At 54.0% G+C, this 23373-nt stretch carries 25 protein-coding genes and 1 pseudogene; 14 read left to right on the plus strand and 12 right to left on the minus strand.

Annotation, left to right across the window (positions count from 1 at the left end):
* Positions 1 to 36 precede the first annotated feature (36 nt).
* A complete protein-coding gene (locus tag P349_RS22560; protein ID WP_032649334.1) occupies positions 37 to 588 on the plus strand; it encodes a TetR/AcrR family transcriptional regulator in 552 nt (183 codons plus the stop codon).
* Here the strand turns inward: P349_RS22560 and P349_RS22555 are convergent.
* From P349_RS22555 to P349_RS26140, 7 genes and pseudogenes are all read right to left on the minus strand, one after another.
* Complete coding sequence (locus tag P349_RS22555; RefSeq protein WP_032649332.1) at positions 585 to 1355, minus strand: SDR family NAD(P)-dependent oxidoreductase; 771 nt, start codon at positions 1353 to 1355, stop codon at positions 585 to 587. The genes P349_RS22560 and P349_RS22555 overlap by 4 nt on opposite strands.
* 118 nt (positions 1356 to 1473) lie before the next feature.
* Complete coding sequence (gene arsC, locus P349_RS22550) at positions 1474 to 1905, minus strand: glutaredoxin-dependent arsenate reductase (protein WP_032649330.1); 432 nt, start codon at positions 1903 to 1905, stop codon at positions 1474 to 1476.
* Positions 1906 to 1917: 12 nt separating this feature from the next.
* Complete coding sequence (locus P349_RS22545; RefSeq protein ID WP_032649328.1) at positions 1918 to 3207, minus strand: arsenic transporter; 1290 nt, start codon at positions 3205 to 3207, stop codon at positions 1918 to 1920.
* A gap of 40 nt (positions 3208 to 3247) precedes the next feature.
* Entirely contained in the window at positions 3248 to 3568 is a 321-nt protein-coding gene (locus tag P349_RS22540; protein ID WP_032649325.1) for a metalloregulator ArsR/SmtB family transcription factor, read from the minus strand.
* A 223-nt stretch (positions 3569 to 3791) separates the two neighbouring features.
* Positions 3792 to 4271: an Hcp family type VI secretion system effector gene (locus P349_RS22535; RefSeq protein ID WP_032649323.1), complete on the minus strand. Its 480-nt coding sequence runs from the start codon at positions 4269 to 4271 to the stop codon at positions 3792 to 3794.
* A gap of 221 nt (positions 4272 to 4492) precedes the next feature.
* Entirely contained in the window at positions 4493 to 5200 is a 708-nt protein-coding gene (locus tag P349_RS22525; protein WP_032649319.1) for a hypothetical protein, read from the minus strand.
* Between the two features lie 539 nt (positions 5201 to 5739).
* A pseudogene (locus P349_RS26140) lies at positions 5740 to 5874 on the minus strand (site-specific integrase); the annotation flags it as partial.
* Positions 5875 to 6491: 617 nt separating this feature from the next.
* Between P349_RS26140 and P349_RS22520 the strand changes: the two are divergent.
* Positions 6492 to 7217: a hypothetical protein gene (locus P349_RS22520; protein ID WP_152540079.1), complete on the plus strand. Its 726-nt coding sequence runs from the start codon at positions 6492 to 6494 to the stop codon at positions 7215 to 7217.
* A gap of 136 nt (positions 7218 to 7353) precedes the next feature.
* On the opposite strand, the gene P349_RS22515 is transcribed toward P349_RS22520, so the two are convergent.
* The 3 genes from P349_RS22515 to P349_RS22505 all read right to left on the minus strand — a co-directional run bounded on the left by P349_RS22515 (position 7354) and on the right by P349_RS22505 (position 10596).
* Positions 7354 to 8136 (minus strand): DUF2971 domain-containing protein, encoded by a 783-nt coding sequence (locus P349_RS22515; protein ID WP_032649311.1) that lies wholly within the window; start codon positions 8134 to 8136, stop codon positions 7354 to 7356.
* 110 nt (positions 8137 to 8246) lie between these two features.
* Positions 8247 to 8645 carry a hypothetical protein gene (locus P349_RS26150; RefSeq protein WP_152540078.1) on the minus strand — a complete coding sequence of 133 codons (399 nt, stop codon included), beginning with the start codon at positions 8643 to 8645 and terminating at the stop codon, positions 8247 to 8249.
* A gap of 265 nt (positions 8646 to 8910) precedes the next feature.
* Positions 8911 to 10596, minus strand: coding sequence for an aspartate:alanine antiporter (locus P349_RS22505; protein ID WP_014169303.1), 1686 nt, complete (start codon positions 10594 to 10596; stop codon positions 8911 to 8913).
* A gap of 273 nt (positions 10597 to 10869) precedes the next feature.
* Between P349_RS22505 and P349_RS22500 the strand changes: the two genes are divergently transcribed.
* The gene (locus P349_RS22500) at positions 10870 to 11244 is read left to right on the plus strand and encodes an inner membrane protein YbjM (RefSeq protein ID WP_032649308.1); all 375 of its coding nucleotides are present in this window, start codon (positions 10870 to 10872) and stop codon (positions 11242 to 11244) included.
* Between the two features lie 35 nt (positions 11245 to 11279).
* On the opposite strand, the gene P349_RS22495 is transcribed toward P349_RS22500, so the two are convergent.
* Positions 11280 to 11549, minus strand: a complete 270-nt coding sequence (locus P349_RS22495; protein WP_006809455.1) for a GrxA family glutaredoxin — start codon at positions 11547 to 11549, stop codon at positions 11280 to 11282.
* 184 nt (positions 11550 to 11733) lie between these two features.
* On the opposite strand from P349_RS22495, the gene nfsA reads away from it, so the two are divergent.
* From nfsA to P349_RS22440, 11 genes are all read left to right on the plus strand, one after another.
* Positions 11734 to 12456, plus strand: a complete 723-nt coding sequence (gene nfsA, locus P349_RS22490) for a nitroreductase NfsA (protein WP_032649305.1) — start codon at positions 11734 to 11736, stop codon at positions 12454 to 12456.
* A gap of 69 nt (positions 12457 to 12525) precedes the next feature.
* The gene (gene rimK, locus P349_RS22485; RefSeq protein WP_032649303.1) at positions 12526 to 13428 is read left to right on the plus strand and encodes a 30S ribosomal protein S6--L-glutamate ligase; all 903 of its coding nucleotides are present in this window, start codon (positions 12526 to 12528) and stop codon (positions 13426 to 13428) included.
* Positions 13429 to 13491: 63 nt separating this feature from the next.
* Positions 13492 to 13968: a YbjN domain-containing protein gene (locus tag P349_RS22480; protein WP_003858385.1), complete on the plus strand. Its 477-nt coding sequence runs from the start codon at positions 13492 to 13494 to the stop codon at positions 13966 to 13968.
* 351 nt (positions 13969 to 14319) lie between these two features.
* Positions 14320 to 15432 (plus strand): spermidine/putrescine ABC transporter substrate-binding protein PotF, encoded by a 1113-nt coding sequence (gene potF, locus P349_RS22475; protein WP_024907856.1) that lies wholly within the window; start codon positions 14320 to 14322, stop codon positions 15430 to 15432.
* Positions 15433 to 15535: 103 nt separating this feature from the next.
* Entirely contained in the window at positions 15536 to 16669 is a 1134-nt protein-coding gene (gene potG, locus P349_RS22470; protein ID WP_024907855.1) for a putrescine ABC transporter ATP-binding subunit PotG, read from the plus strand.
* Between the two features lie 9 nt (positions 16670 to 16678).
* Entirely contained in the window at positions 16679 to 17632 is a 954-nt protein-coding gene (gene potH / locus P349_RS22465) for a putrescine ABC transporter permease PotH (RefSeq protein WP_032649300.1), read from the plus strand.
* Positions 17629 to 18474 (plus strand): putrescine ABC transporter permease PotI, encoded by an 846-nt coding sequence (gene potI / locus P349_RS22460; protein WP_023310934.1) that lies wholly within the window; start codon positions 17629 to 17631, stop codon positions 18472 to 18474. Before potH ends, potI begins: the two co-directional genes overlap by 4 nt.
* A 65-nt stretch (positions 18475 to 18539) precedes the next feature.
* Positions 18540 to 19013, plus strand: coding sequence for a YbjO family protein (locus P349_RS22455; protein WP_024907853.1), 474 nt, complete (start codon positions 18540 to 18542; stop codon positions 19011 to 19013).
* 40 nt (positions 19014 to 19053) lie between these two features.
* Positions 19054 to 20193 (plus strand): 23S rRNA (uracil(747)-C(5))-methyltransferase RlmC, encoded by a 1140-nt coding sequence (gene rlmC, locus P349_RS22450; protein ID WP_032649296.1) that lies wholly within the window; start codon positions 19054 to 19056, stop codon positions 20191 to 20193.
* A gap of 105 nt (positions 20194 to 20298) precedes the next feature.
* Positions 20299 to 21006, plus strand: a complete 708-nt coding sequence (locus P349_RS22445; protein ID WP_032649292.1) for a response regulator transcription factor — start codon at positions 20299 to 20301, stop codon at positions 21004 to 21006.
* A complete protein-coding gene (locus P349_RS22440) occupies positions 20990 to 22459 on the plus strand; it encodes a sensor histidine kinase (RefSeq protein WP_032649288.1) in 1470 nt (489 codons plus the stop codon). The genes P349_RS22445 and P349_RS22440 overlap by 17 nt, the downstream gene beginning before the upstream one ends.
* A gap of 79 nt (positions 22460 to 22538) precedes the next feature.
* Here P349_RS22440 and artJ read toward each other — a convergent pair whose 3' ends face one another.
* On the minus strand, positions 22539 to 23270 hold the full coding sequence (gene artJ, locus P349_RS22435) for an arginine ABC transporter substrate-binding protein ArtJ (protein WP_021240923.1): 732 nt from the start codon (positions 23268 to 23270) through the stop codon (positions 22539 to 22541).
* Between the last annotated feature and the right edge of the window lie 103 nt (positions 23271 to 23373).

A 23373-nucleotide genomic window follows, 5' to 3' on the forward strand; every position in this document is an offset into this window, starting at 1 on the left:
TTGTGTACATTTGTACACAAACCACGTGAGGAATTTATGAGCAGACCACCGAACGATCCGCATCGCCGGGAGAAGATCCTGCAGGCAACGCTCGATACCATTGCCGAGCACGGGATCCACGCCGTCACGCACCGTAAAATCGCCACCTGTGCGGGCGTGCCGCTGGGGGCGATGACCTACTATTTCGACGGCATGGAGCCGCTGCTGGAGGAGGCCTTCACGTGGTTTACCCGACAGATGTCGCAGCAGTACCGGGATTTCTTTGCCGGCGTCACCGGGCCGGAGATGGCGTGCGAATCCATCACTACGCTGATCCACAGCTCGCAGGTGACCACGCCGCACAACATGGCGCTGATGTACCAGCTCTACGCCTTTATGCACCGCAGCGCGGCGCTCAAAACGGTGATGCAGGACTGGATGAAGATGAGCCAGACCACGCTGGAGCAGTGGTTCGACCCGGTCACCACCCGCGCGCTGGATGCGTTTATCGAAGGGATGACGTTGCACTATGTCACCGACCGGACGCCGTTAACCCGGGAGGAGATTCGGGCGATGGTGGGGAGGATTGCGGGCGAGGGCAGAGGCTAGGTTGCGCCCGCGGTCATATTGACGGTAGTTCCCGTGATGGCACCTGCTGCATCTGATGCCAGAAACGTAATTGTATCTGCCACCTGTGCCAGCGTCGGCAGGCGATGCGTCAGGGTACTTTGCGCGGCACCGCCGAGAAATTGCTCAACCGTTATCCCCATCGCCTGCGCCTTGGCGGCGAAAATGGCACCCACATACGAACCCGCCTGCACCGCATCGGCTATCGCGTGCGAACGCAGACACAGCACACGAATATTTTGAGTCCCCAACTCAGCCGCAAGCGCCCGGGTAAAGGCTTCCGTTCCCGCGCAGCCGACGATATGCCCGAGGTGGCCCGCCATCGCCATGTTTGCGGCGGGGGCGACGACGGTAATTATGGTCCCGCCATGCTCGCCGCCCATGCGGGATGACACGGCTTTCGCAATGTTAAAGTACGCGGTCAGGAAAGGGTCGAAGCCCTGACGGAATTCGCCGAGCGTTAATGCCTCAAGACGTTTGCCCTGATCGTGCATAAAGCCCGTGGCGTTGACGACGATATCAATGCGGGCAAGGTCGGGGAGCTGAGAGGACTCCTCAAGCGCATCGAAAATAAACGTGCTGGCAGAACCGCCCGCTGCGCGAATACGGCTGGCGACCTGCTCCAGCCTGGCGTGGTCGCGCGCGGCGAGGTATACATCCGCTCCTTCACGCGCCAGAGCGTGCGCAGTTGCGCTGCCGATAGCGCCGCTGCCGCCGAAGATGACGGCGGTTCTGTTTTTAAAGCCCATACCCGCATACCCTCACCAAACTTAACCCTCAAAAGTATGTGCCGGGTTTCGGCGGATGCAACTCAACCATTGGGTGGGGCATGCGGTTGGCAGATCTTACCTTGCCATTATCAATGGGTTACTTTGGCGAGATTTTTTTCCCGCTGGCGTCTACGACGGCTTCGCCATCCTCTTTCGTAAACGCTCCTTTTTGCGCGTCCGGCAGAATATCGAGAACGACTTCAGACGGGCGGCACAGGCGGGTGCCCAGCGGCGTGACTACGATCGGACGGTTAATCAGAATCGGATATTGCAGCATAAACTCGATAAGCTGGTCGTCGGTGAAGCTATCGTCGGCAAGTCCGAGCTGCTCATAGGGCTCCACGTTTTTACGCAACAGATCCCGCACTGAAATGCCCATCTCGGCAATCAGGGCGGTCAGCTTATCGCGCGACGGCGGGGTTTCCAGATAGAGGATAATCTCTGGCTCCGTGCCGCTGTTGCGGATCATCTCCAGCGTGTTGCGCGAGGTGCCGCAGGCGGGGTTGTGATAAATGGTGATGTGGCTCATATCAGTGGCTCATTACAGTGTGAAGGAGAGACGTAGCGCCAGCGCGGCGAGCGTCACAAACAGGACCGGCAGTGTCATGATGATGCCCGTCCGGAAATAGTAACCCCAGGTGATCGTCATGTTTTTCTGCGCCAGTACGTGGAGCCAGAGCAGGGTGGCGAGGCTGCCGATAGGCGTGATTTTCGGCCCCAGATCGCAGCCAATCACGTTGGCGTAAATCATCGCCTCCTTGATCAACCCAGTTGCCGTGCTGCCGTCAATGGAGAGCGCGCCAATCAGCACCGTGGGCATATTGTTCATTATGGAAGACAGGAACGCGGTGATGAACCCGGTTCCCAGCGTGGCGGCCCATAATCCGTGTCCGGCCAGGCTATTCAGTACGCCTGAGAGATATTCCGTCAGCCCGGCATTGCGCAGGCCATACACCACCAGATACATCCCCAGCGAGAAGATAACGATTTGCCACGGTGCGCCGCGCAGCACTTTTCCGGTGTTTATCGCATGCCCGCGTTTTGCGACAGCGAATAAAATCAGGGCGCCGACGGTCGCGATGGCGCTGACCGGAATACCCAGAGGCTCCAGCACGAAGAAACCGACGAGCAGAAGCAGCAGGACGATCCAGCCCGTTCTGAACGTGGGGAGATCGTGAATGGCACGCGCGGGCTCGCGGAGTTTTGCCAGGTCATATTCCGGCGGAATTTCCTTACGGAAGAAGAGATGCAGCATCACCAGCGTTGCGGCAATCGCGGCGATATCTATCGGGATCATCACCGAAGCATATTCGCTGAACCCCAGCTTAAAGAAATCTGCCGACACGATGTTGACCAGGTTGGACACAATCAGCGGCAGGCTGGCGGTATCGGCGATAAAACCTGCCGCCATTACAAACGCCAGCGTGGCCTGCTTGCTGAACCCCAGCGCCAGCAGCATGGCGATAACGATAGGCGTCAGGATCAGCGCCGCACCGTCATTGGCAAACAGCGCCGCCACGGCTGCACCCAGCAGCACAATATAAGTAAACAGCAATCGCCCGCGACCGTTCCCCCAGCGAGCGACGTGCAGCGCCGCCCACTCAAAAAAGCCGGACTCATCCAGAAGCAGGCTGATGATGATGACGGCAATGAACGTTGCCGTGGCGTTCCAGACGATATTCCACACGACCGGTATATCGTTAACGTGGATCACACCGCTGAATAGCGCCAGCACAGCACCGATGGTGGCGCTCCAACCAATACTGAGCCCTTTGGGTTGCCAGATGACCAGCACCAGCGTAAACAGAAAAATTGCCCCTGCCAGAAACATCATTTACTCCGTTATATCTGTTTTTGTGAATGTGTCTTGATTAGCACAAACCCGGAAGCCGGTTTTTCAGCTTCATGCGCGTCTCTTCCCGCAGGCAGTTCCAGCTGGTGTCGATAACGGCTGCCGCCCACGCGGGCATGTTGGGAGAGAGACGGTAATGGACCCATTTGCCCTCGCGACGGTCGATCACCAGCCCGGACTCGCGCAGCAGGGCCATGTGGCGGGAGACCTTCGGCTGAGATTCGGCAGTGGCGGCGCAGAGATCGCAGACGCACAGCTCGCCCGCTTCACGGAGCAGCATGACGATGGCGAGCCGCGTTTCGTCGGAGAGGGTTTTGAAGAGCTGGAGCGGGTGGAGCATTCGGTCATCCTGAATGTCTTTTATCATATGCATTAAATCATATGTGTTTATGGCTGGCGAGAGAAGAGGAAAAAGCAGGAAGGATAGAAAAACTCATGTAGGGCTTGTAGAAGGTCAAAATAGTCTTTATGGCTTGCCCGGAGCAATCCTGACAGTCATGGGAACGAAACCGTCCCCTGGAACGGTTTCTTTTTATCTGCTCACTTTCAACACTCTTCTGCGCTCAGGCGCAACAGCGATCGTTCCAGGTGTCACGGTAAATGATATTCCCCTCCGTGTACTTCCATGAGATGGCTTCATAACGCAATTCGAGCGTTTCAAGATGGGTGCTGCTCATGCCGTTAGGGGTCAGGAAGGGTGCCACTGTCGTGAACTTAACGTTTTCCATAACGATATTGAAATATTCGGCCTCGATACCGGACTCCTGAATACGGTACATCTTAATAATCCCCTTCTTCATCACTCGCCCTTCGCACACGGCTCGGTAAAGAAGTGGGGTAGTCTGATCAAATTCTTTGACTATCGTAATAGGGCGATGGACGCGCGTGCCGGTGAGCTTGCCCCAGCTTGGGTCAACCGGAATGGTTACGCCATGGGAGAACGATTTCAGTTCTATGGAGCCATTACGGGTGGGCATCATGCAGCTACCAACAATTGGTGAGCCGTTCTCGTCCTCAAGCCAGAGATGTGCGGGTGTAGACATGTCATTTCCTTATTAGTAAACGTGAAGCTTTTATGGTCCTCAATGCCATATCCAGTAAGCCAGCCCCAGTGTGACCAGGTAAAACAGGAGGATGAATCCCTGGCTAACCTCAGGGAAGTAAACGTCAAGGACATAGCCAAAAATGAACGCGAGGATGATGGGTATATAAGTCCAGAAGAAAAACTGGGCCTGAGATTTGAGCCAGCGTCTTAGAAAGCCCATTAGTGCCTGCCCATGAGCTTCAGGATCGTGTCAGCAGCATCATAAGGGCTTTGACTATCAGTCCACTGTTGGGTTAGCACGCCTGCGCGCATAAACGCAGGCTCCACCAGGAAATACATCATCTCCAGCTCTCGCAGGTATAACGCTTGATAGTAGGCTGGATGCATCACTTGCAGGCGATGAGCGCTGTCAGCAGCTTTTTGCACAACCCCGTATACCCCCAGCCCGCCAATAGCCGCGCCCGTTAATCCTGAAACGACTTTTAACCCTGAGGGTGGAAGGGTCACATAGAGGCAAACAGTCGATGCGACGCCTGCAGAGAATGAATACGAGGTTAGCGTGCTGGTGGATATATAAACGTTAGCGCGCATTAGAGCATGCTGTATCGCTGATAATTCTGCCGGGGAATAATCCTTAATCAGCCCCTCAACGTACGTGTTGATTAGGTCAAAGACGATGTTCCAGCGAGAAACGAGATGGAATATGCCCTTTCGGAAGCGAGCGTCCTCCAGGTTTTGTCGGGTGCATACATCGTAATATTCATCAGTAAAGCAGGAGGTGTAGTACAGCAGGCGTTGGGCACCGGCACCTATATTACTCAGCTGGCTCTTTACTTCTTCACCTACCGCGCGTACCGCCTGGTCCAGCTTCATTGCCAGTATCTTTTGGCTCTGAAGCTGGCGGATGATCTCTTCAGAATGGTACATGCTTACTGACCTCGCACTTCAGTTCAATTGTGCGATCTTTTGCTTCATTCCCTAAGACCGGTATTGCTATTACTGAACCTGAAAACTGCATTCCTGTCCCCTCCATAGCGTTTCTATCCGCTCCAGCGTATGCCTGTAACTAATATGGAAGTTCAAAGCAGATCATGTTTATGAAAAGCAGGGGATTTTTAGGATAATGACCTGATATTTTTTAATCTAAATACGATTTATCGGGAGCTTTAAGTGCGAATCGATGAGTTCAATACTGAGTGGCGCGTTCCAAAATCCGAAAGAATTGCAGGAACAATTAGCTGACTGATACAGACCCGCCGCTGGCTGGTTTTTTATTATCTGTTGCGGCTATATAAAAGTTCTGCCGCGACGATGTCGCTATGCAGGGGAACCTGGAGGCATAAAGCATTAATTTACAGAGTGGTAGTTTTCAGACAACAAAAAACCCATTTATATAAATGGGTTAGAAAAAACAATCACTTACTTTAAAATCAATAAGTTAAAATAGTAGTTAGGGGTAGTAAAGGTCAGGGAGTGGCAACCGTTGCCGCCATTTTGTCGCCATTGTGCATTGTAGCAAGGGGGTTAAACCTTAACGCAGTTTCAAGGTGATCTGGCGCGAGGTGGGCATAACGCATAGTCATCTTTATATCGTGGTGTCCCTTCTATCTCAAAAGAGACGTACATCGAACTCACTGGTTTACCGGAAGATACCGTTGAAGCAATGCTGAAAGATGGCCGCTTATCCTCACAAACAGACTTTGCCACGCGCAATCAGTAGCACTCTGGCGTGTTCCAGCCTTTCAGGCAGTCAGCGCCCCACTTAAAGAAGATCGTACCCTCAGCAGGGCGCTGGCGCGTCACAGCATGGCAAAAAAAATCTTTCGCAGACAAAAATCGCACTACACCGCACCCGCCTGCGGTTTTTGGATCATAAAAATTTTTCAGTTTTATTTTTCTACAAACCAGACAGCCAGACCGCACCATTGCTGGCGGCTTTGCGTAAAACCAGAACTGAAAAGATTGAAAAGAATTTCAGTGTTTTCCATTTCTTATGTATTAAGATTGTGTCCTGTTTTTTATTAACCTTATGATTTTATGTGTTTTTGTTGTTTTTATGCGCGAGTCTAAAAGACTGATTAATTGATTATGTGTTATGATCCTTTGCGATGAAACCAAGGATGACGTGGCCTTCAGATTGATACCAATTTACAATTGACTGAAATTCTTGAAATGCACACGTTTTGAATGTGCATGCTTATTGAAAAATGGTGGCATAGTGAAAATAAAAGATGGGTTATTGGTTTTAATAATTACTGCAAGTTCATACTTATATACATACGTATATTTTTTAGGTTACTTCAGAGCAAAAAACATTCCTGAGGAATTTATTGACATACAATTAATCTCAATGATAAAGGTTGGGTTTTTTTTGTTAGGGGTTCTAGGATTAATGTCATTTTTTATAGACATGCTGACTTCGATAGGTGAACGTGAAATAAATAATGATCCGAGTGATGCTGTGACGCTGAGTGAACCATGGAGGCTTTTCCTTAAAAGAAATAGTCTGATTATCATTACAATGCTTTTGGCTTTAATGGATTTATTCCATAATCCGACTCTATCCAAGTTATCATTCATATTGTTTGTGTTCTTTTTTGTATTTATGGCTGAGTTTTCAATTGTACCAAAGGATGTTAATACAAAATGGTATATGCGAAGGTTTAATGTTTCTTTGAAACCACCTAGAGTTACGGGGTCGATAAAAGTCGCTCATAAATTTAATGTATTAACACAGTTTGTGTATTTGACTTGGGGTATGTCGGCATTGTTATTGATGTATTTTATTGGTGTGACCGTGGCTAATGGTGAAAAGGATGCACTTATGTGTAATGAGAAATACCATGCCTTACAAATAAACTCAGATGCCGTACTTGTCACGCGAGACTTTCGGGAATACAAATTTATTGAGAAAACGGAGTGTCGTTTTACGAATTTAAAATGAAAGTCTATAGACTAAAGGGTTTTCTGTAATTTTATTATGTCAGTAATGATGAAGGCTTCATATAGAAGCCACTTCATAACAATCTGCGAAGAGTTTCACATTAACATTTAAGGATGTCTTACTATTAAATCCAAAATTAATTTAACTCAACGAACTTGTAGCTATCGAATGCCATGCCAAGTTCGACAAATTTGCATCGTGATTTAATCTCTTTATTCATATCAATGATTGCACCTTTTATCTTAGCTTTGTTCTCGTTATTGGCTCTTACCCCCGCAAAAACCTTAGTGATTTGAAATCTAGAAAATTCATGAATACCCTCACGGTTACTTAGTGCTCTTACTTCTTGTTCGTAAGCCCATTGTGTGCTTTTAGACAGTGCAATATTTAACCCTTTCATATTACCTTGTTTGTCATATAAGGCAGGTCGCATATCTGTGTAATTAACATCAAAGGGAACTATTATTATTGGATTTTCAGACTTGGAAATTCGTGCAATCATTTCTGATGTATATTCAAACTCAATTGCAAAGCCTTGATGTTCATCTGCATAATGTGCCCACATAGGGGCGGATAAATGATCTAAACTAAAACATGTGACTGTTAAGTTATTTGACACTAGGCTATGTGTTATTCCACCCACACCTGTTTGACTCATTAAGTTAAAATTTCTTTGCAATAACTTATTAGACGCTTTTTGTTCTAGTTTATAGATGTTCTTGAGTCTTTTAAAAAGTTTATCTTTTCCTTGGGATGGGAAATAGGGATAGCAGTCAAAAGGATCGTTGAAATTCTCCGGTCTTGAATACCAGAGCGTGCCATTATTTAAAGTTTTTAAACAATTTTCCATGTTAAGGTATTTATAAAATTTCCTATTGATTGGTCGTGTAAGTGAAAGATTAGCGCTATCATTTAACATTAGATATCTCCTCTATCAAATATTCAAAGGTGCTGTAAAATTGCGCAAGCTAAATGGAGTTTAGATAATAGTGATTGACTGCAATTTTTTAGTATCAACATCATTAATTATTATTCTTTAGAATGTATGAAACCGGGTTTGTTACTTTGCCCTTCGGTATTCTCTGAATGTGAAACTTTAATTGCATTTGCCGCCTTGATAATTTCAAGAGCATCCTCAGTTGAAACTCCTTTTAAATCAATGATTCTGCGCTCTGAGCAAATCTCAATTTTAATGCTATTTTTTCTCTGTAACATTTCAAGTGCCTTTAGTACTAACGGTGCATAAGTTTTACCACGTTCATATAGTACGCTAAGAAAGTCTTTTACTGATGATGGTGTGGCAGAGAAACAATGCACCACTCCAGCATGTAAACCAACCTCTTCAAAACCATCTATGAATTTTTGCCTTAGGTCTTCCGGAACGTAAAGTTCGATTGAATCGTACCTGGATTTTCTTTCTGATGCCATAGTTGTAGCCTTAGATAGTTAATGAGCTTTCTCTGTCGCCATTTTGTCGCCAATGGCGTGAAGTAGGTTGAGTAAGTCAGTGATTTGGAAGGGATAAAATAGCAGACAACAAAAAACCCATCAACCTTGAACCAAAACGGCGGGGTTGATGGGCTCCACAAATTGGGGACATCAAAGAAAAGCAGTGGCACTAGTTATGACTGCCCCCTGATAAAAAAGTTCTGCGCGTAACAAAAATATTTTCCGCCACGCGCATTCTTAGGAGTTATCCGAGTCCTGGCCAGATGATGATAATCAGCGTACCCGCCAGCGTCAGCAGCACGTTAGCGATAGCGTACGTGCCCGCATAGCCCAGCGCCGGAATGTTGCTGCGCGCGGTGTCGCTGATGATTTCCATCGCTGGAGCACAGGTACGCGCCCCCATCATCGCCCCGAAGAGCAGGGCGCGGTTCATGCGCAGCACGTAGGCACCGAACAGGAAACAGATAACGACCGGTACCAGGCTGACGATAAGTCCGGAAACCAACATCTGCCAGCCGACGGCACCGAGGCTGTGACCAATCCCGCTGCCCGCGCTTAAGCCGACGCCTGCCATAAAGACCATCAGACCGAACTCTTTCACCATGTTCAGCGCGCCCTGCGGAATATAGCCGAAGGTCGGGTGGTTGGCTCGCAGGAAGCCCAGCATGATCCCGGCGAACAGCAGACCGGCAGCGTTACCGATGCCGAAACTAAAGTTGCTGAACTGGAAGGTGATCATCCCGATCATCAGGCCAACGATAAAGAAGGCGCAGAAGGCCAGCAGGTCGGTGACCTGGCTGTGAATCGAGATAAAGCCGATGCGGTCGGCCACGGTTTTCACGCGGCGGGCGTCGCCGCTGACCTGCAGCACGTCGCCTTTGTTGAGCACCACGTTGTCGTCGATAGGCATCTCAATCTGGCTGCGGATCACGCGGTTGAGGAAGCAGCCGTGGTCGGTCAGCTTCAGCTGCGCCAGGCGGCGGCCAACGGCGTTATGGTTTTTCACCACGATCTCTTCGGTGACGATACGCATGTCGAGCAGGTCGCGGTCGAACACCTCTTTACCGTTACGGAAGCTCGGGTCGAGACGGGCGTGGGCGTCCGGGTAACCCACCAGCGCGATGTCGTCACCCATCTGCAGCACCGCGTCGCCGTCCGGGTTCGCCAGAATGCCGTTGCGGCGGATACGTTCGATGTAGCAGCCCGTCTGGCGGTAAATCCCCAGCTCGCGCAGATTTTTGCCGTCAGCCCATGCCACCAGCTCTGGCCCGACGCGATAGGCGCGGATCACCGGGAGATAGACTTTACGTTTGGAATCGGTATCCAGACCGCGTTCGCGGGCGATTTGCTGGGCGCTGGTCTGCAGATCCTGATGCTGCAGTTTTGGCAGGTAGCGTGCGCCAACGATCAGGCTCACCAGACCAATCAGATAGGTCAGGGCATAGCCCAGGCTCAGGTGGTCGAGGGCGGTAGAAAGCTGTGCGCCGGCCATGCCGGAATGGCGCAGGGTATCACCGGCACCCACCAGTACAGGGGTGGAGGTCATGGAGCCTGCCAGCATACCGGCCGTTAATCCGATATCCCAGCCAAACAGTTTACCCAGCCCTAACGCGATCAGCAGCGCGCTGCCGACCATCACCAGCGCCAGCATCAGATAATTTTTGCCGTCGCGGAAGAAAATTGAAAAAAAGTTCGGTCCCGCTTCCACGCCAACACAAAAAATAAACAGCATAAAACCTAAGTTGAGCGCGTCCGTGTTAATGCTGAAGTGCTGCTGGCCTAATAATAAGGAGACGACTAAAACGCCAATGGAATTACCAAGTTGAACTGAACCCAGGCGCAATTTACCCAGGCAAAGGCCCAGCGCCAGTACCACAAATAATAACAGGATGTAATTCCCATTTAACAAGTCTGCGACGTTTATATTCACGGAGGCTAACTTCTTGTTTACCAGTAAGTTGTTGAATGAAAGGACTTTTTGGGCTACTGTTTTCTGGGTCAGGGAAAGGCGTTAACGCTCCCTGTTTCCTGCTTTATTCCCTAAAACATTAGCTGGCGTGTAGTTTAATCGCATTAGCTACTGACAGCTACTGATTATCGCATCACCCTGTGCGTACTTTGGCAAGGATTGCCGCATTGCTTTATCTGACTGGGCGTCTACCCGACGAAAGTGTATTTGATAGAGATAAGTCAGGAGGATAGTTTGAACATTAAACGAAACTGGGCGGGGGTGATCAGCTGCTTTTTGCTGTTCACGGTCGTATGCATGTCGCTTGCTTTTAACGTGAAAGGTGCATTCAGGGCGTCGGGTCATCCGGAGCTGGGGCTGCTCTTTTTTACGCTGCCGGGGGCTGCTGCCAGTTTTCTCTCCCGTAAAGGGGAGGTGGTGAAGCCGCTGCTGGGCGCCATGCTGGCCGCGCCGCTCTGTTTGCTGCTGATGCGCTTGCTCTATATATCAACGCGGAGTTTCTGGCAGGAGCTGGCATGGCTGATGAGCGCCGTATTCTGGTGCGCCCTTGGCGCGCTTTGCTACTTATTTGTGCGCAGTCTGCTTCAGCACCGACGACACCACAAATAAAAACGCCCTCTCGGTGAGGGCGTCCTTTCATTTCATTACTGGGCAGCAAACAGGCCCAGATGCTCTTTGGCGTAAGCTTCAAAGTCAGTGCAGCCGCCGATGTGTTTCTGATCGAGGAAGATCTGCGGTACGGTTTCAACCGGCTTGCCGACGGTTTTTTCGAGATCCGCTTTGGTGATGCCTTCCGCGTGGATATCCACGTAGCGGAAGTTGAAGTCATCGCGCTCTTCGGTCAGTTTCTCAGCCAGCTCTTTCGCGCGCACACAGTAAGGGCACCCTGGACGACCAAAAATTACTGCAAACATTTCTCTCTCCTCAAAAAACAAGCCTGACGGCGAATAGGACATATAGTGCCCGATAACCTGCCGCCATTAAAGAAGGTTTCGCCTGTCGCTTTGATACAGTCAGGCTATGTTTCGCCAATTACATCGCGCAGATCATTGCCTATACTGGCTGCAATACGTATTAAGCACGACAAAGAGAGACAAGATGACACCCACGATTGACCTGCTCCGTTCCCACCGTTCCATTCGCCACTTCACCGATGAGCCGATTACCGAGGCGCAGCGTAACGCGATCATCGACAGCGCCAGGGCGACCTCGAGCTCGAGCTTCCTGCAGTGCACCTCCATTATCCGCATCACCGACCCGGCCATGCGTGAGCAACTGGTGACGCTGACCGGCGGGCAGAAGCATGTGGCGCAGGCAGCGGAGTTCTGGGTGTTCTGCGCCGACTTTAACCGTCATCTGCAGATCTGCCCTGAGGCCGAGCTGGGGCTGGCCGAACAGCTGCTGCTGGGCGTGGTGGATACCGCGCTGATGGCGCAAAACGCCTTCACGGCGGCGGAGTCGATGGGGTTAGGCGGTGTCTACATCGGCGGCCTGCGTAATAACATCGAAAGCGTGACCGAGCTGCTGAAGCTGCCAAAACACGTGCTGCCGCTGTTTGGCCTGTGCCTCGGCTGGCCGGCGGATAACCCGGATCTGAAGCCGCGCATTCCTGCGGCGATGCTGGTGCATGAAAACCACTACCAGCCGGTCGATCAGGATGTCCTGAATCAATACGATGAAGAGCTGGCGAACTACTACATGACGCGCGGCAGCAATAACCGTCGTGATACCTGGACCGACCATATTCGTCGTACCATCATTAAAGAAAATCGCCCGTTTATTCTTGATTATCTGCACAAACAGGGCTGGGCGACGCGATAGTCCATTTATCCTGTGCCTGCCTGCGTATATGATACGCAGGCTTTTTCCATGTCTTCAGAGAGGTGCAGGGTGAAAATTGCCATATTGTCCCGGGATGGAACGCTCTATTCATGTAAGCGCCTGAGAGAAGCGGCGGCGAAACGCGGGCATCAGGTTGAGATCCTCGACCCGATGTCCTGCTACATGAACATCGACCCGGCCGCCTCGTCGATTCACAACAAAGGCCGCAAGCTGCCGCATTTTGATGCGGTCATCCCCCGCATCGGCTCCCAGATTACCTACTACGGCACCGCCGCGCTGCGCCAGTTCGAGATGCTGGGCAGCTATCCGCTCAACGAATCCGTTGCTATTTCCCGCGCCCGCGACAAGCTGCGCTCGCTGCAGCTCCTTGCTCGTCAGGGGATCGATCTCCCCGTCACGGGGATTGCCCATTCACCGGACGACACCAGCGATCTGATCGACATGGTGGGCGGCGCCCCTTTGGTGATCAAGCTGGTGGAAGGCACTCAGGGCATTGGCGTGGTGCTGGCGGAGACGCGTCAGGCAGCGGAGAGCGTGATTGACGCCTTCCGCGGGCTGAATGCCCATATTCTGGTGCAGGAGTATATTGAAGAGGCCAAAGGGCGCGACATCCGCTGCTTCGTCGTGGGAAACGAGGTGGTAGCGGCCATTGAGCGTCAGGCGAAAGAGGGCGATTTCCGCTCTAATCTTCACCGCGGCGGCGTCGCACGTGTAGCCGATATCAGCGACCGCGAGCGGGAAATTGCGGTGAAAGCGGCGCAAACCCTGGGGCTGGATGTGGCGGGTGTAGACCTGCTGCGGGCGACGCGGGGGCCACTGGTGATGGAGGTGAACGCCTCGCCGGGGCTGGAAGGCGTGGAAAAAACCACAGGTGTCGATATTGCGGGTAAAATGATCTCATGGATCGAGCGTCATGCCACGCCGGGTTACTGTCTGAAAACGGGTGGTTAAATGGATTACCGCGCGCTTTTTGAGTACCCTATGCGAAGTTTTTATTAAAGAGGCTGCATCGCGATGGATTTACAGGTCGTACCTACACTGGATACGTTACGTCAATGGCTTGATGATGCCGGAATTACGTTCTTCGAATGCGATTCCTGCCAGGCGCTGCATCTGCCTCATATGCAGAATTTCGACGGCATTTTCGATGCCAAAATCGATCTCATTAACGACGTGATCCTTTTCTCCGCGCTGGCCGAAGTGAAGCCGTCCGCGCTGCTGGCGCTGGCCTCCGACCTGTCGGCCATCAATGCCAGTTCTTTGACGGTGAAGGCATTTCTCGACATACAGGATGATAATCTGCCAAAACTGGTCGTTTGCCAGTCTTTATTCTCCGGGGCAGGGCTGTCGTTCAAGCAGTTCGCCTGGTTTATGCGCTTGAGCGAAGAGCAAATTTCGATGGTGATGATGGAAGCCAATGCACACCATCTGCTGTATAGCGCGGAAGATGATGCAGAGAATAATGATGCATCTCCCAATTTTCTTCACTAAGCCTGTCTGACTTTTGCGCAGTCGCTGCCATGGCGGCTGCAGAAGGCCATTTTTTCTGCTGCTTTTAACCTTTCTTTAAAGAATTATTCACCTCCCTGAAGGCCGTTTCGGCTTATCACGTAGACATAACCTGCATAAAAAATTGATAAAAGGCGTTTTTTCGTCTGGGCTATAGCCGGGGACACGGGCTACAGTTATTCTTGCGATGCTTAAAAAAGCGAGCGGAAACTGCCGGGTAAAGAGGTTTCTTTTTATTTTGAGCAGAGCGACAAACTATGCATGATTATTGCATATCTTCAGATTGCACAGTTTTAGTTCGTTTGTTAACGAGCTTTCAGAAGGAATAACACTATGATCGCCTTGAATAAAAAATGGTTATCGGGTCTGGTTGCGGGTGCTCTGATGGCCGTCTCTGCCGGCACGCTCGCTGCGGAACAAAAAACGCTGCACGTTTATAACTGGTCTGACTATATTGCGCCGGACACGGTGGCAAATTTTGAAAAAGAGACCGGCATTAAAGTGGTCTATGACGTGTTCGATTCCAACGAAGTGCTGGAAGGAAAACTGATGGCGGGCAGCACCGGGTTTGACCTCGTGGTGCCTTCCGCAAGCTTCCTGGAGCGTCAGCTGACGGCAGGCGTCTTCCAGCCGCTGGACAAGAGCAAGTTACCGAACTGGAAAAACCTCGATCCGGAAGTGCTGAAGCTGGTGGCTAAGCATGACCCGGACAACAAATACGCCATGCCTTACCTGTGGGCGACTACCGGTATCGGCTACAACGTTGATAAAGTCAAAGCGGTGCTGGGCCCGGACGTGAAGCTGGACAGCTGGGACGTGGTGCTGAAGCCGGAAAACCTTGAGAAGCTGAAAAGCTGCGGCGTCTCCTTCCTCGATGCGCCGGAAGAGATTTTCGCCACCGTGCTGAACTACCTGGGCAAAGACCCGAACAGCAGTAAAGCCGATGATTACACCGGTCCGGCGACCGATCTGCTGCTGAAGCTGCGTCCAAACATTCGTTACTTCCACTCGTCCCAGTACATTAACGACCTGGCAAACGGCGACATCTGCGTCGCGATCGGCTGGGCAGGGGACGTATGGCAGGCGGCTAACCGCGCGAAAGAGGCGAAAAACGGCGTGAACGTCTCTTACTTCATTCCGAAGGAGGGGGCGCTGGCCTTCTTTGACGTCTTCGCGATGCCGACTGACGCTAAAAACAAAGACGAAGCGTATCAGTTCCTCAACTACCTGATGCGTCCTGACGTGATCGCCCACATCAGCGACCACGTTTACTACGCGAACGGTAACAAGGCCTCCGTGCCGCTGGTGAGCGAAGAAATCCGCAATAACCCGGCTATCTATCCGCCAGCGGATGTGTTCGCCAAGCTCTTCACCCTGAAAGTACAGGATCCAAAAATCGACCGCGTGCGTACCCGCGCGTGGACCAAGGTGAAAAGCGGTAAATAAGTTACCGTGAGTCACAGGCCGGGCACGCGTTAGCGCGCCCGGCAACAGGCGCACCGTTCTGGTGCGCCTGCACCATGATTTGATCTCTACCGGAGAACACCCCGTGAATGACGCGATCCCCCGCCCGCAGGCGAAAGTCCGTAAAGCGCTGACCCCGCTGCTTGAAATACGTAACCTCACCAAATCTTTCGATGGCCAGCATGCCGTGGACGACGTCAGCCTGACGATCTATAAAGGCGAAATTTTTGCCCTTCTGGGGGCCTCTGGCTGCGGTAAATCGACCCTGCTGCGTATGCTGGCCGGTTTTGAACAGCCCACTGCCGGGCAGATCATGCTTGATGGCGTGGATCTCTCCAGCGTGCCGCCGTATCAGCGCCCGATCAACATGATGTTCCAGTCTTACGCGCTGTTCCCGCACATGACGGTGGAGCAGAACATCGCCTTTGGCCTGAAGCAGGACAAACTGCCGAAAGCGGAAATTACCGCGCGCGTGGCCGAGATGCTGAGCCTGGTGCACATGCAGGAGTTCGCGAAGCGTAAGCCGCACCAGCTCTCCGGCGGCCAGCGCCAGCGCGTGGCCCTGGCCCGCAGCCTGGCAAAACGCCCGAAACTGCTGCTGCTCGATGAACCGATGGGCGCGCTGGATAAAAAACTGCGCGACCGTATGCAGCTCGAAGTGGTCGATATCCTCGAGCGCGTGGGGGTGACCTGCGTGATGGTGACCCACGACCAGGAAGAAGCCATGACCATGGCTGGACGTATCGCGATCATGAACCGCGGCAAGTTCGTGCAGATTGGCGAGCCGGAAGAGATTTATGAGCATCCGACCACCCGCTACAGCGCGGAGTTCATTGGCTCGGTTAACGTCTTCGAAGGGTTGCTGAAAGATCGTCAGGAGGATGGCCTGGTTATCGAATCGCCGGGGCTGCAGCATCCGCTTAAGGTCGATCCTGATAACTCGGTGGTGGATAACGTGCCGGTCTACGTCGCGCTGCGTCCGGAGAAAATCATGCTCTGTGAGGATCCGCCCGCCGATGGCTATAACTTTGCCGTGGGTGAAGTGGTGCACATTGCCTATCTGGGCGATCTGTCCATCTACCACGTGCGCCTGAAAAGTGGGCAGATGCTCAGCGCGCAGCTGCAGAACGAACATCGCTATCGCAAGGGGCAGCCGACCTGGGGCGACGAAGTGCGCCTGTGCTGGGACGCTGACAGTTGCGTCGTGCTGACGGTATAAGGAGCGATCATGAGCACACTTGAACCTCCAGCCCGCGTAGAAAAGCCGGGCACCATTGCCGGTTTACTGACGCGCATGCAGATGAAACACGGCCGCAAGCTGGTGATCGCCATGCCGTACGTGTGGCTGATCCTGCTGTTCCTGCTGCCTTTCCTGATTGTTTTCAAGATAAGCCTGGCGGAAATGGCGCGGGCGATACCGCCCTATACCAACCTGCTGGACTGGGCCGACGGGCAGCTGACGCTGACGCTTAATCTCGGCAACTTCCTGCAGCTCACCGACGACCCGCTCTATTTCGAAGCCTATCTGCAGTCGCTGCAGGTGGCGGCGATCTCGACGCTCTGCTGTCTGGTGATGGGCTACCCGCTGGCGTGGGCGGTGGCGCACAGCAAGCCGTCGACGCGTAACATCCTGCTGCTGCTGGTGATCCTGCCGTCGTGGACCTCGTTCCTGATCCGCGTTTACGCCTGGATGGGGATCCTGAAAAACAACGGCGTGCTGAATAACTTTCTCATGTGGCTGGGGGTTATCGATCAGCCGCTGACCATCCTGCACACCAACCTCGCGGTCTATATCGGCATTGTGTACGCCTACCTGCCGTTTATGGTGCTGCCGATCTACACGGCGCTGACGCGTATTGACTACTCGCTGGTGGAAGCATCGCTCGATCTCGGCGCCCGTCCGTTAAAAACCTTCTTCAGCGTCATTGTCCCGCTGACCAAAGGCGGCATTATCGCCGGGTCAATGCTGGTCTTTATCCCGGCGGTAGGGGAGTTTGTGATCCCGGAACTGCTCGGCGGGCCTGACAGCATCATGATTGGCCGCGTGCTGTGGCAGGAGTTCTTCAATAACCGCGACTGGCCGGTGGCCTCGGCGGTAGCGATTGTGATGTTACTGCTGCTGATCGTGCCGATCATGTGGTTCCACAAGCATCAGCAGAAACAGATGGGAGACCACGGATGAACAACTTACCGGTAGTGCGCTCCCCGTGGCGAATTGCGATCCTGGTCATCGGCTTTACCTTCCTGTATGCGCCGATGCTGATGCTGGTGATCTACTCGTTTAACAGCTCCAAACTGGTGACGGTCTGGGCAGGCTGGTCGACGCGCTGGTACAGCGAGCTGTTCCACGATGATGCGATGATGAGCGCGGTGGGGTTGAGCCTGACCATTGCGGCGCTGGCAGCGACAATGGCCTCGGTGCTGGGCACGATCGCCGCGCTGGTGATGGTGCGCTTCGGGCGTTTTCGCGGCTCGAACGGCTTCGCCTTTATGATCACCGCGCCGCTGGTCATGCCGGACGTGATCACCGGTCTCGCGCTGCTGCTGCTGTTCGTGGCCCTGGCGCACGCCATCGGCTGGCCGGCGGATCGCGGTATGCTCACCATCTGGCTGGCGCATGTCACCTTCTGTACGGCCTACGTGGCGGTGGTGATCTCCTCGCGCCTGCGCGAGCTGGATCGCTCCATTGAAGAGGCGGCGATGGATCTTGGCGCGACGCCGCTGAAGGTCTTTTTCATCATCACCCTGCCGATGATTATGCCGGCGGTGATCTCCGGCTGGCTGCTGGCGTTTACGCTGTCGCTGGACGATCTGGTTATCGCCAGCTTTGTCTCCGGCCCGGGCGCGACGACGCTGCCGATGCTGGTCTTCTCCAGCGTGCGTATGGGGGTCAACCCGGAGATCAACGCCCTGGCCTCTATCATCCTCGGCGTGGTCGGAATTGTCGGATTTATCGCCTGGTATTTGATGGCGCGCGCGGAAAAACAGCGCGTGCGCGATATCCAGCGTGCAAGACGCGGCTGAAGGATTTAAAATTTCCTGTGATGTGCCGCGCATGACGCGGCACTGTTTTTCAGGGAAGTAAAACATTGGGATTATTAAAAAAATCACGTATTACGCACGCGCGTCCTAACGTACCTGCACTGGTTCAGGTGGCGGCGCTCGCCATTATTATGATCCGCTGCCTGGACGTGCTGATGATTCTGAATACCCTGGGTGTGCGCGGCATCGGTGAATTCATTCACCGCAGCGTGCAGACGTGGAATCTGACGCTGGTCTTTTTGAGCAGCCTGGTGCTGGTGTTTATCGAGATCTACTGCGCGTTTTCGCTGGTCAAAGGGCGCAACTGGGCGCGCTGGGTCTATCTGCTGACGCAGATTACCGCGGCGAGCTATCTGTGGGCCGCCTCGCTGGGGTATGGCTACCCGGAGCTGTTCAGCATTGCCGGTGAATCCAAACGCGAGATCCTGCGCGCGCTGTTTATGCAAAAACTGCCGGACATGCTGGTGCTCTTTCTACTCTTCGTTCCGGCTTCCAGTCGGCGGTTCTTCCGCCTGCAATAATGTGTATAATCGCAGCCCTCGTGATTCTTAAGGTTTTCATATGCAGTGCGCACTCTATGACGCCGGACGCTGCCGCTCCTGTCAGTGGATAGAACAGCCGGTCTCTCAACAACTCACCGCCAAAATGGCCGACCTGCAACAGCTGCTGGCAGCGCACGCGGTGGGCGAATGGTGCGCACCCGTCAGCGGCCCGGAGCAGGGTTTCCGTAATAAAGCCAAAATGGTGGTCAGCGGCAGCGTTGAAAAACCGCTGCTGGGGATGCTGCACCGCGACGGCACGCCGGAAGACTTAACCGACTGCCCGCTGTATCCCGCCTCCTTTGAGCCGGTCTTTGCGGCGCTTAAGCCGTTTATCGCGCGGGCAGGGTTAACGCCCTACAGCGTGGCCCGCAAGCGCGGCGAGCTGAAGTACCTTCTGCTGACCGAAAGCCAGATCGACGGCGGCATGATGCTGCGCTTTGTGCTGCGCTCTGAAACCAAGCTGGCGCAGCTGCGCGCGGCGCTGCCGTGGCTGCAGGCGCAGCTCCCGCAGCTAAAGGTCATTACGGCGAATATTCAGCCGGTGCATATGGCGATCATGGAAGGGGAGAAAGAGATTTTCTTCACCGACCAGCACGCGCTGGCGGAGAGCTTCAACGGCGTGCCGCTGTGGATCCGCCCTCAAAGCTTCTTCCAGACGAACCCGACCGTGGCAAGCAGCCTGTACGCCACCGCCCGCGACTGGGTTCGTGCGTTGAACGTTCACCACATGTGGGATCTGTTCTGCGGCGTGGGCGGGTTTGGCCTGCACTGCGCGACGCCGGAGATGCAGCTCACCGGGATTGAGATCTCTGCCGAAGCGATTGCCTGCGCGAAACAGTCCGCCGCCGAACTGGGGTTAACGAACCTGCGCTTCCAGGCGCTGGACTCCACGCAGTTCGCGACCGGCCAGGGCAACGTGCCTGAGCTGGTGCTGGTCAACCCGCCGCGCCGCGGCATCGGCAATGCGCTGTGCGACTACCTGAGCCAGATGGCGCCGGAGTACATCATCTATTCCAGCTGCAACGCACAGACTATGGCGAAAGACATCGCTCAACTGCCGGGCTACCGCGTTGAACGCGTTCAGCTTTTCGATATGTTCCCGCATACCGCGCATTATGAAGTGTTGACGTTGTTAACCCGTAGGCCGGGTAAGGCGTAGCCGCCACCCGGCATGAACCCCGCACAATCTTCAACAAAATGTGAACTCTTCCCCCGCTCGAAATCAGGTAAGCTTACGTCATAAGAAATGATTGAAGGCTTACCCATGAAGCAGATCCTGCTGGTGGAAGACGACCACGATATCGCGGCGCTTCTGCAACTCAATTTAGAAGACGAAGGCTACGCCATCACCCACGAGCCCGACGGGGGCAACGCCCTGCAGCGTCTTGAAAAACAGCCGTGGGATGCGGTGATCCTCGACCTGATGCTTCCCAACGTTGACGGTCTGGAGATTTGCCGCCGCATCCGTCAGATGACGCGCTACCTGCCGGTGATCATCATCAGCGCCCGCAGCAGCGAAACTGACCGCATCACCGGGCTGGAAACCGGCGCCGACGACTATCTGGCTAAGCCGTTCTCCGTGCAGGAGCTGATTGCGCGCATCAAAGCGCTGTTTCGTCGTCAGCAGGCGATGGGGCAGGCGCAAACTGACGGACACATTCAGGCCCACGGACTGACCATCGATCCGCTGGCGCGCAGCGTGCTGCTTCACGGCCAGGTGGTGGACCTCACCCCGCGCGAGTTCGAGCTGCTGTACTTCTTTGCCCGTCATCCCGGCGAGGTGTTTTCCCGTCTGGCGCTGCTGGAGCAGGTCTGGGGCTACCAGCACGAGGGCTACGAACACACCGTTAACACCCATATCAACCGCCTGCGCATCAAGATTGAGAAGGACGCCGCCGAGCCGGAGATCATTCGCACCGTCTGGGGCAAGGGCTACAAATTTGCGGAGCCGCAGAATGATGCGTCGCTTTAGCCTGAGCCAGCGCCTGACGCTGCTCTTCATCCTGTTGATGATGCTCTGCGCCACCGTCGCCTGCGCGGTACAGCTCTACAGCAGCATGCAGTACGGTAACGCGATGGTGCAGCGTTTGTCGGGTGGGCTGGCGCAGCAGATCGTCCAGCGCGAACCGATTCTGGACGCGCAGGGCCGGGTCGACCGCAGCGCGCTGAAACCGCTGTTTGGCCGGCTGATGACCTTTAATCCGAGCGTTGAGCTCTACGTTGTCTCCCCGGACGGCGATATCCTCGCCGACGCTGCCCCGCCGGGCCATATTCAGCGGCAAAAAATCGACCTGGCGCCGGTGCAGAGCTTCCTGAGCGGCACTGCCATGCCGGTACTGGGCGACGATCCGCGCAGTCAAAATCAAAAAGTCTTTAGCGCCACGCCGCTGCGGCAGGACGGCGAGCTGAAAGGCTATCTGTACATTATCTTGCAGGGCGAGGAGTCAAACGCCCTGGCAGAAATGGCCTGGCACAAGGCGCTGTGGAGTACCGTCCTGTGGTCACTGCTGTGGGTCGCGCTGTTTGGGCTGCTGGCAGGGTTGCTTGTCTGGTACTGGGTTACGCGTCCGGTCAAACAGCTGACGGTGGAAGTGGCTGGGCTGGAGCAGGACAGCATGAGCGCAATCAGGCTGCTGGCGGCACAGACGCCAGACGCGGCGGCAAAAGATGAAGTGGCAATCCTACGCAACAGCTTTATCGAGCTGGCGCGCAAAATCACCCGCCAGTGGGACCAGCTGGCCGACAGCGATCGCCAGCGCCGGGAGTTTATCGCCAATATTTCGCACGATCTCCGCACGCCGCTCACCTCGCTGCTGGGCTATCTCGAAACCCTGTCGCTCAAATCCGCCACTCTGACACCGCAGGAGCACCAGCAGTATCTCGCCACCGCGCTGCGTCAGGGGCAAAAAGTCCGGCATCTTTCGCAGCAGCTGTTTGAGCTGGCGCGCCTTGAACACGGCGGTATTAAACCCCAGCGCGAGCGGTTCGCGATGGGAGAGCTGATTTCCGACGTGGCGCAGAAGTTTGAGCTCACCGCCCGCACGCGAGAGGTCAATCTGCATATTGACGTGCCGGGGCCGCTGCCGCTGATAAACGCCGATGTGTCGATGATCGAACGCGTGGTGACCAACCTGCTCGATAACGCGATGCGCCATACGCCAGCTGGCGGGGAAATTCGTCTGGCGGTCTGGCAGGAGAATGAACGGCTGCAGGTCGAAGTGGCTGACAACGGAACGGGCGTGGATGCCTCGCTGCGCGACGATCTGTTCCAGCGGCCGTCGGCGCTCAATACCCAGGCCTCGCGGGAGAATCGCGGCGGGTTGGGGCTGTTAATCGTGAAACGGATGCTGGAGCTGCACGGCGGTGGGATCAGGCTGATGGAGTCGGTGAGCGGGGCACGGTTCAGGTTCTTTGTGCCGCTTTGAGAAATTGCCGGGTGGCGGCTTCGCCTTACCCGGCCTACAGACTACCACCCCCGTAGGCCAGGTCACCCGGCAAAAAAGGTTACTGCGGGAACCACTGCTCGCTGATTTTCTGGTACGTACCGTCCGCTTTAATCGCTTTCAGCGCGCCGTTCAGTTTTTCCAGCAGGGCTTTGTTATCCGGACGTACCGCGATGCCGAGGCCCGTACCGAAGTACTGTGGATCGGTCACTTTTTCCGTTGCGGTGCCCAGCTGCGGGTTGGTTTTCAGCCATTCGTTCACCACGGCGGTGTCGCCGAAGACGCCGTCGATACGGCCATTTTTCAGGTCGATAATCGCGTTCTGGTAGCTGTCATAGGCCACGGTTTTCACTTCCGGATGTTTGTCCTGCAGGTATTTCTGATGCGTGGTGCCGTTTTCCATCCCGATGCGTTTGCCTTTCAGCTGATCGAAAGAGGTATAAGCGCCTTTCTTCGCAATCACCACCGCCGAGTTGGCGTAGTACGGGTCGGTGAACGCGACCTGCTTGCTGCGCTCAGGCGTGATGTCCATCCCGGAGATCACCGCATCGTATTTTTTGAACTTCAGCGACGGGATCAGGCTGTCGAAAGCATGGTTGGTAAAGGTGCAGTCGGCCTGCATTTGTTTGCACAGCGCTTTCGCCAGGTCGATATCGAAACCAACGATCTGGTTGCTGGCATCCAGCGATTCAAACGGCGGATAGGTGGCGGAGACGCCGAAATTGATTTTATCCGCAGCGGATGCGCCAGCGGCGAAGGTGGCGAGTAATGCGGCCAGAACTAACTTTTTCATTGTAATGCTCCCGTCTGTCTTATTGATGCGCCGTGTCTGCGGCCTGGATGTACAATGCCAGTTAATGAATTTATATGCAATAAAAATGATTAAGTATTATTTT

The organism is Enterobacter sp. DC4, assembly GCF_000568095.1.
GTDB classification, from domain to species: domain Bacteria; phylum Pseudomonadota; class Gammaproteobacteria; order Enterobacterales; family Enterobacteriaceae; genus Enterobacter; species Enterobacter pseudoroggenkampii.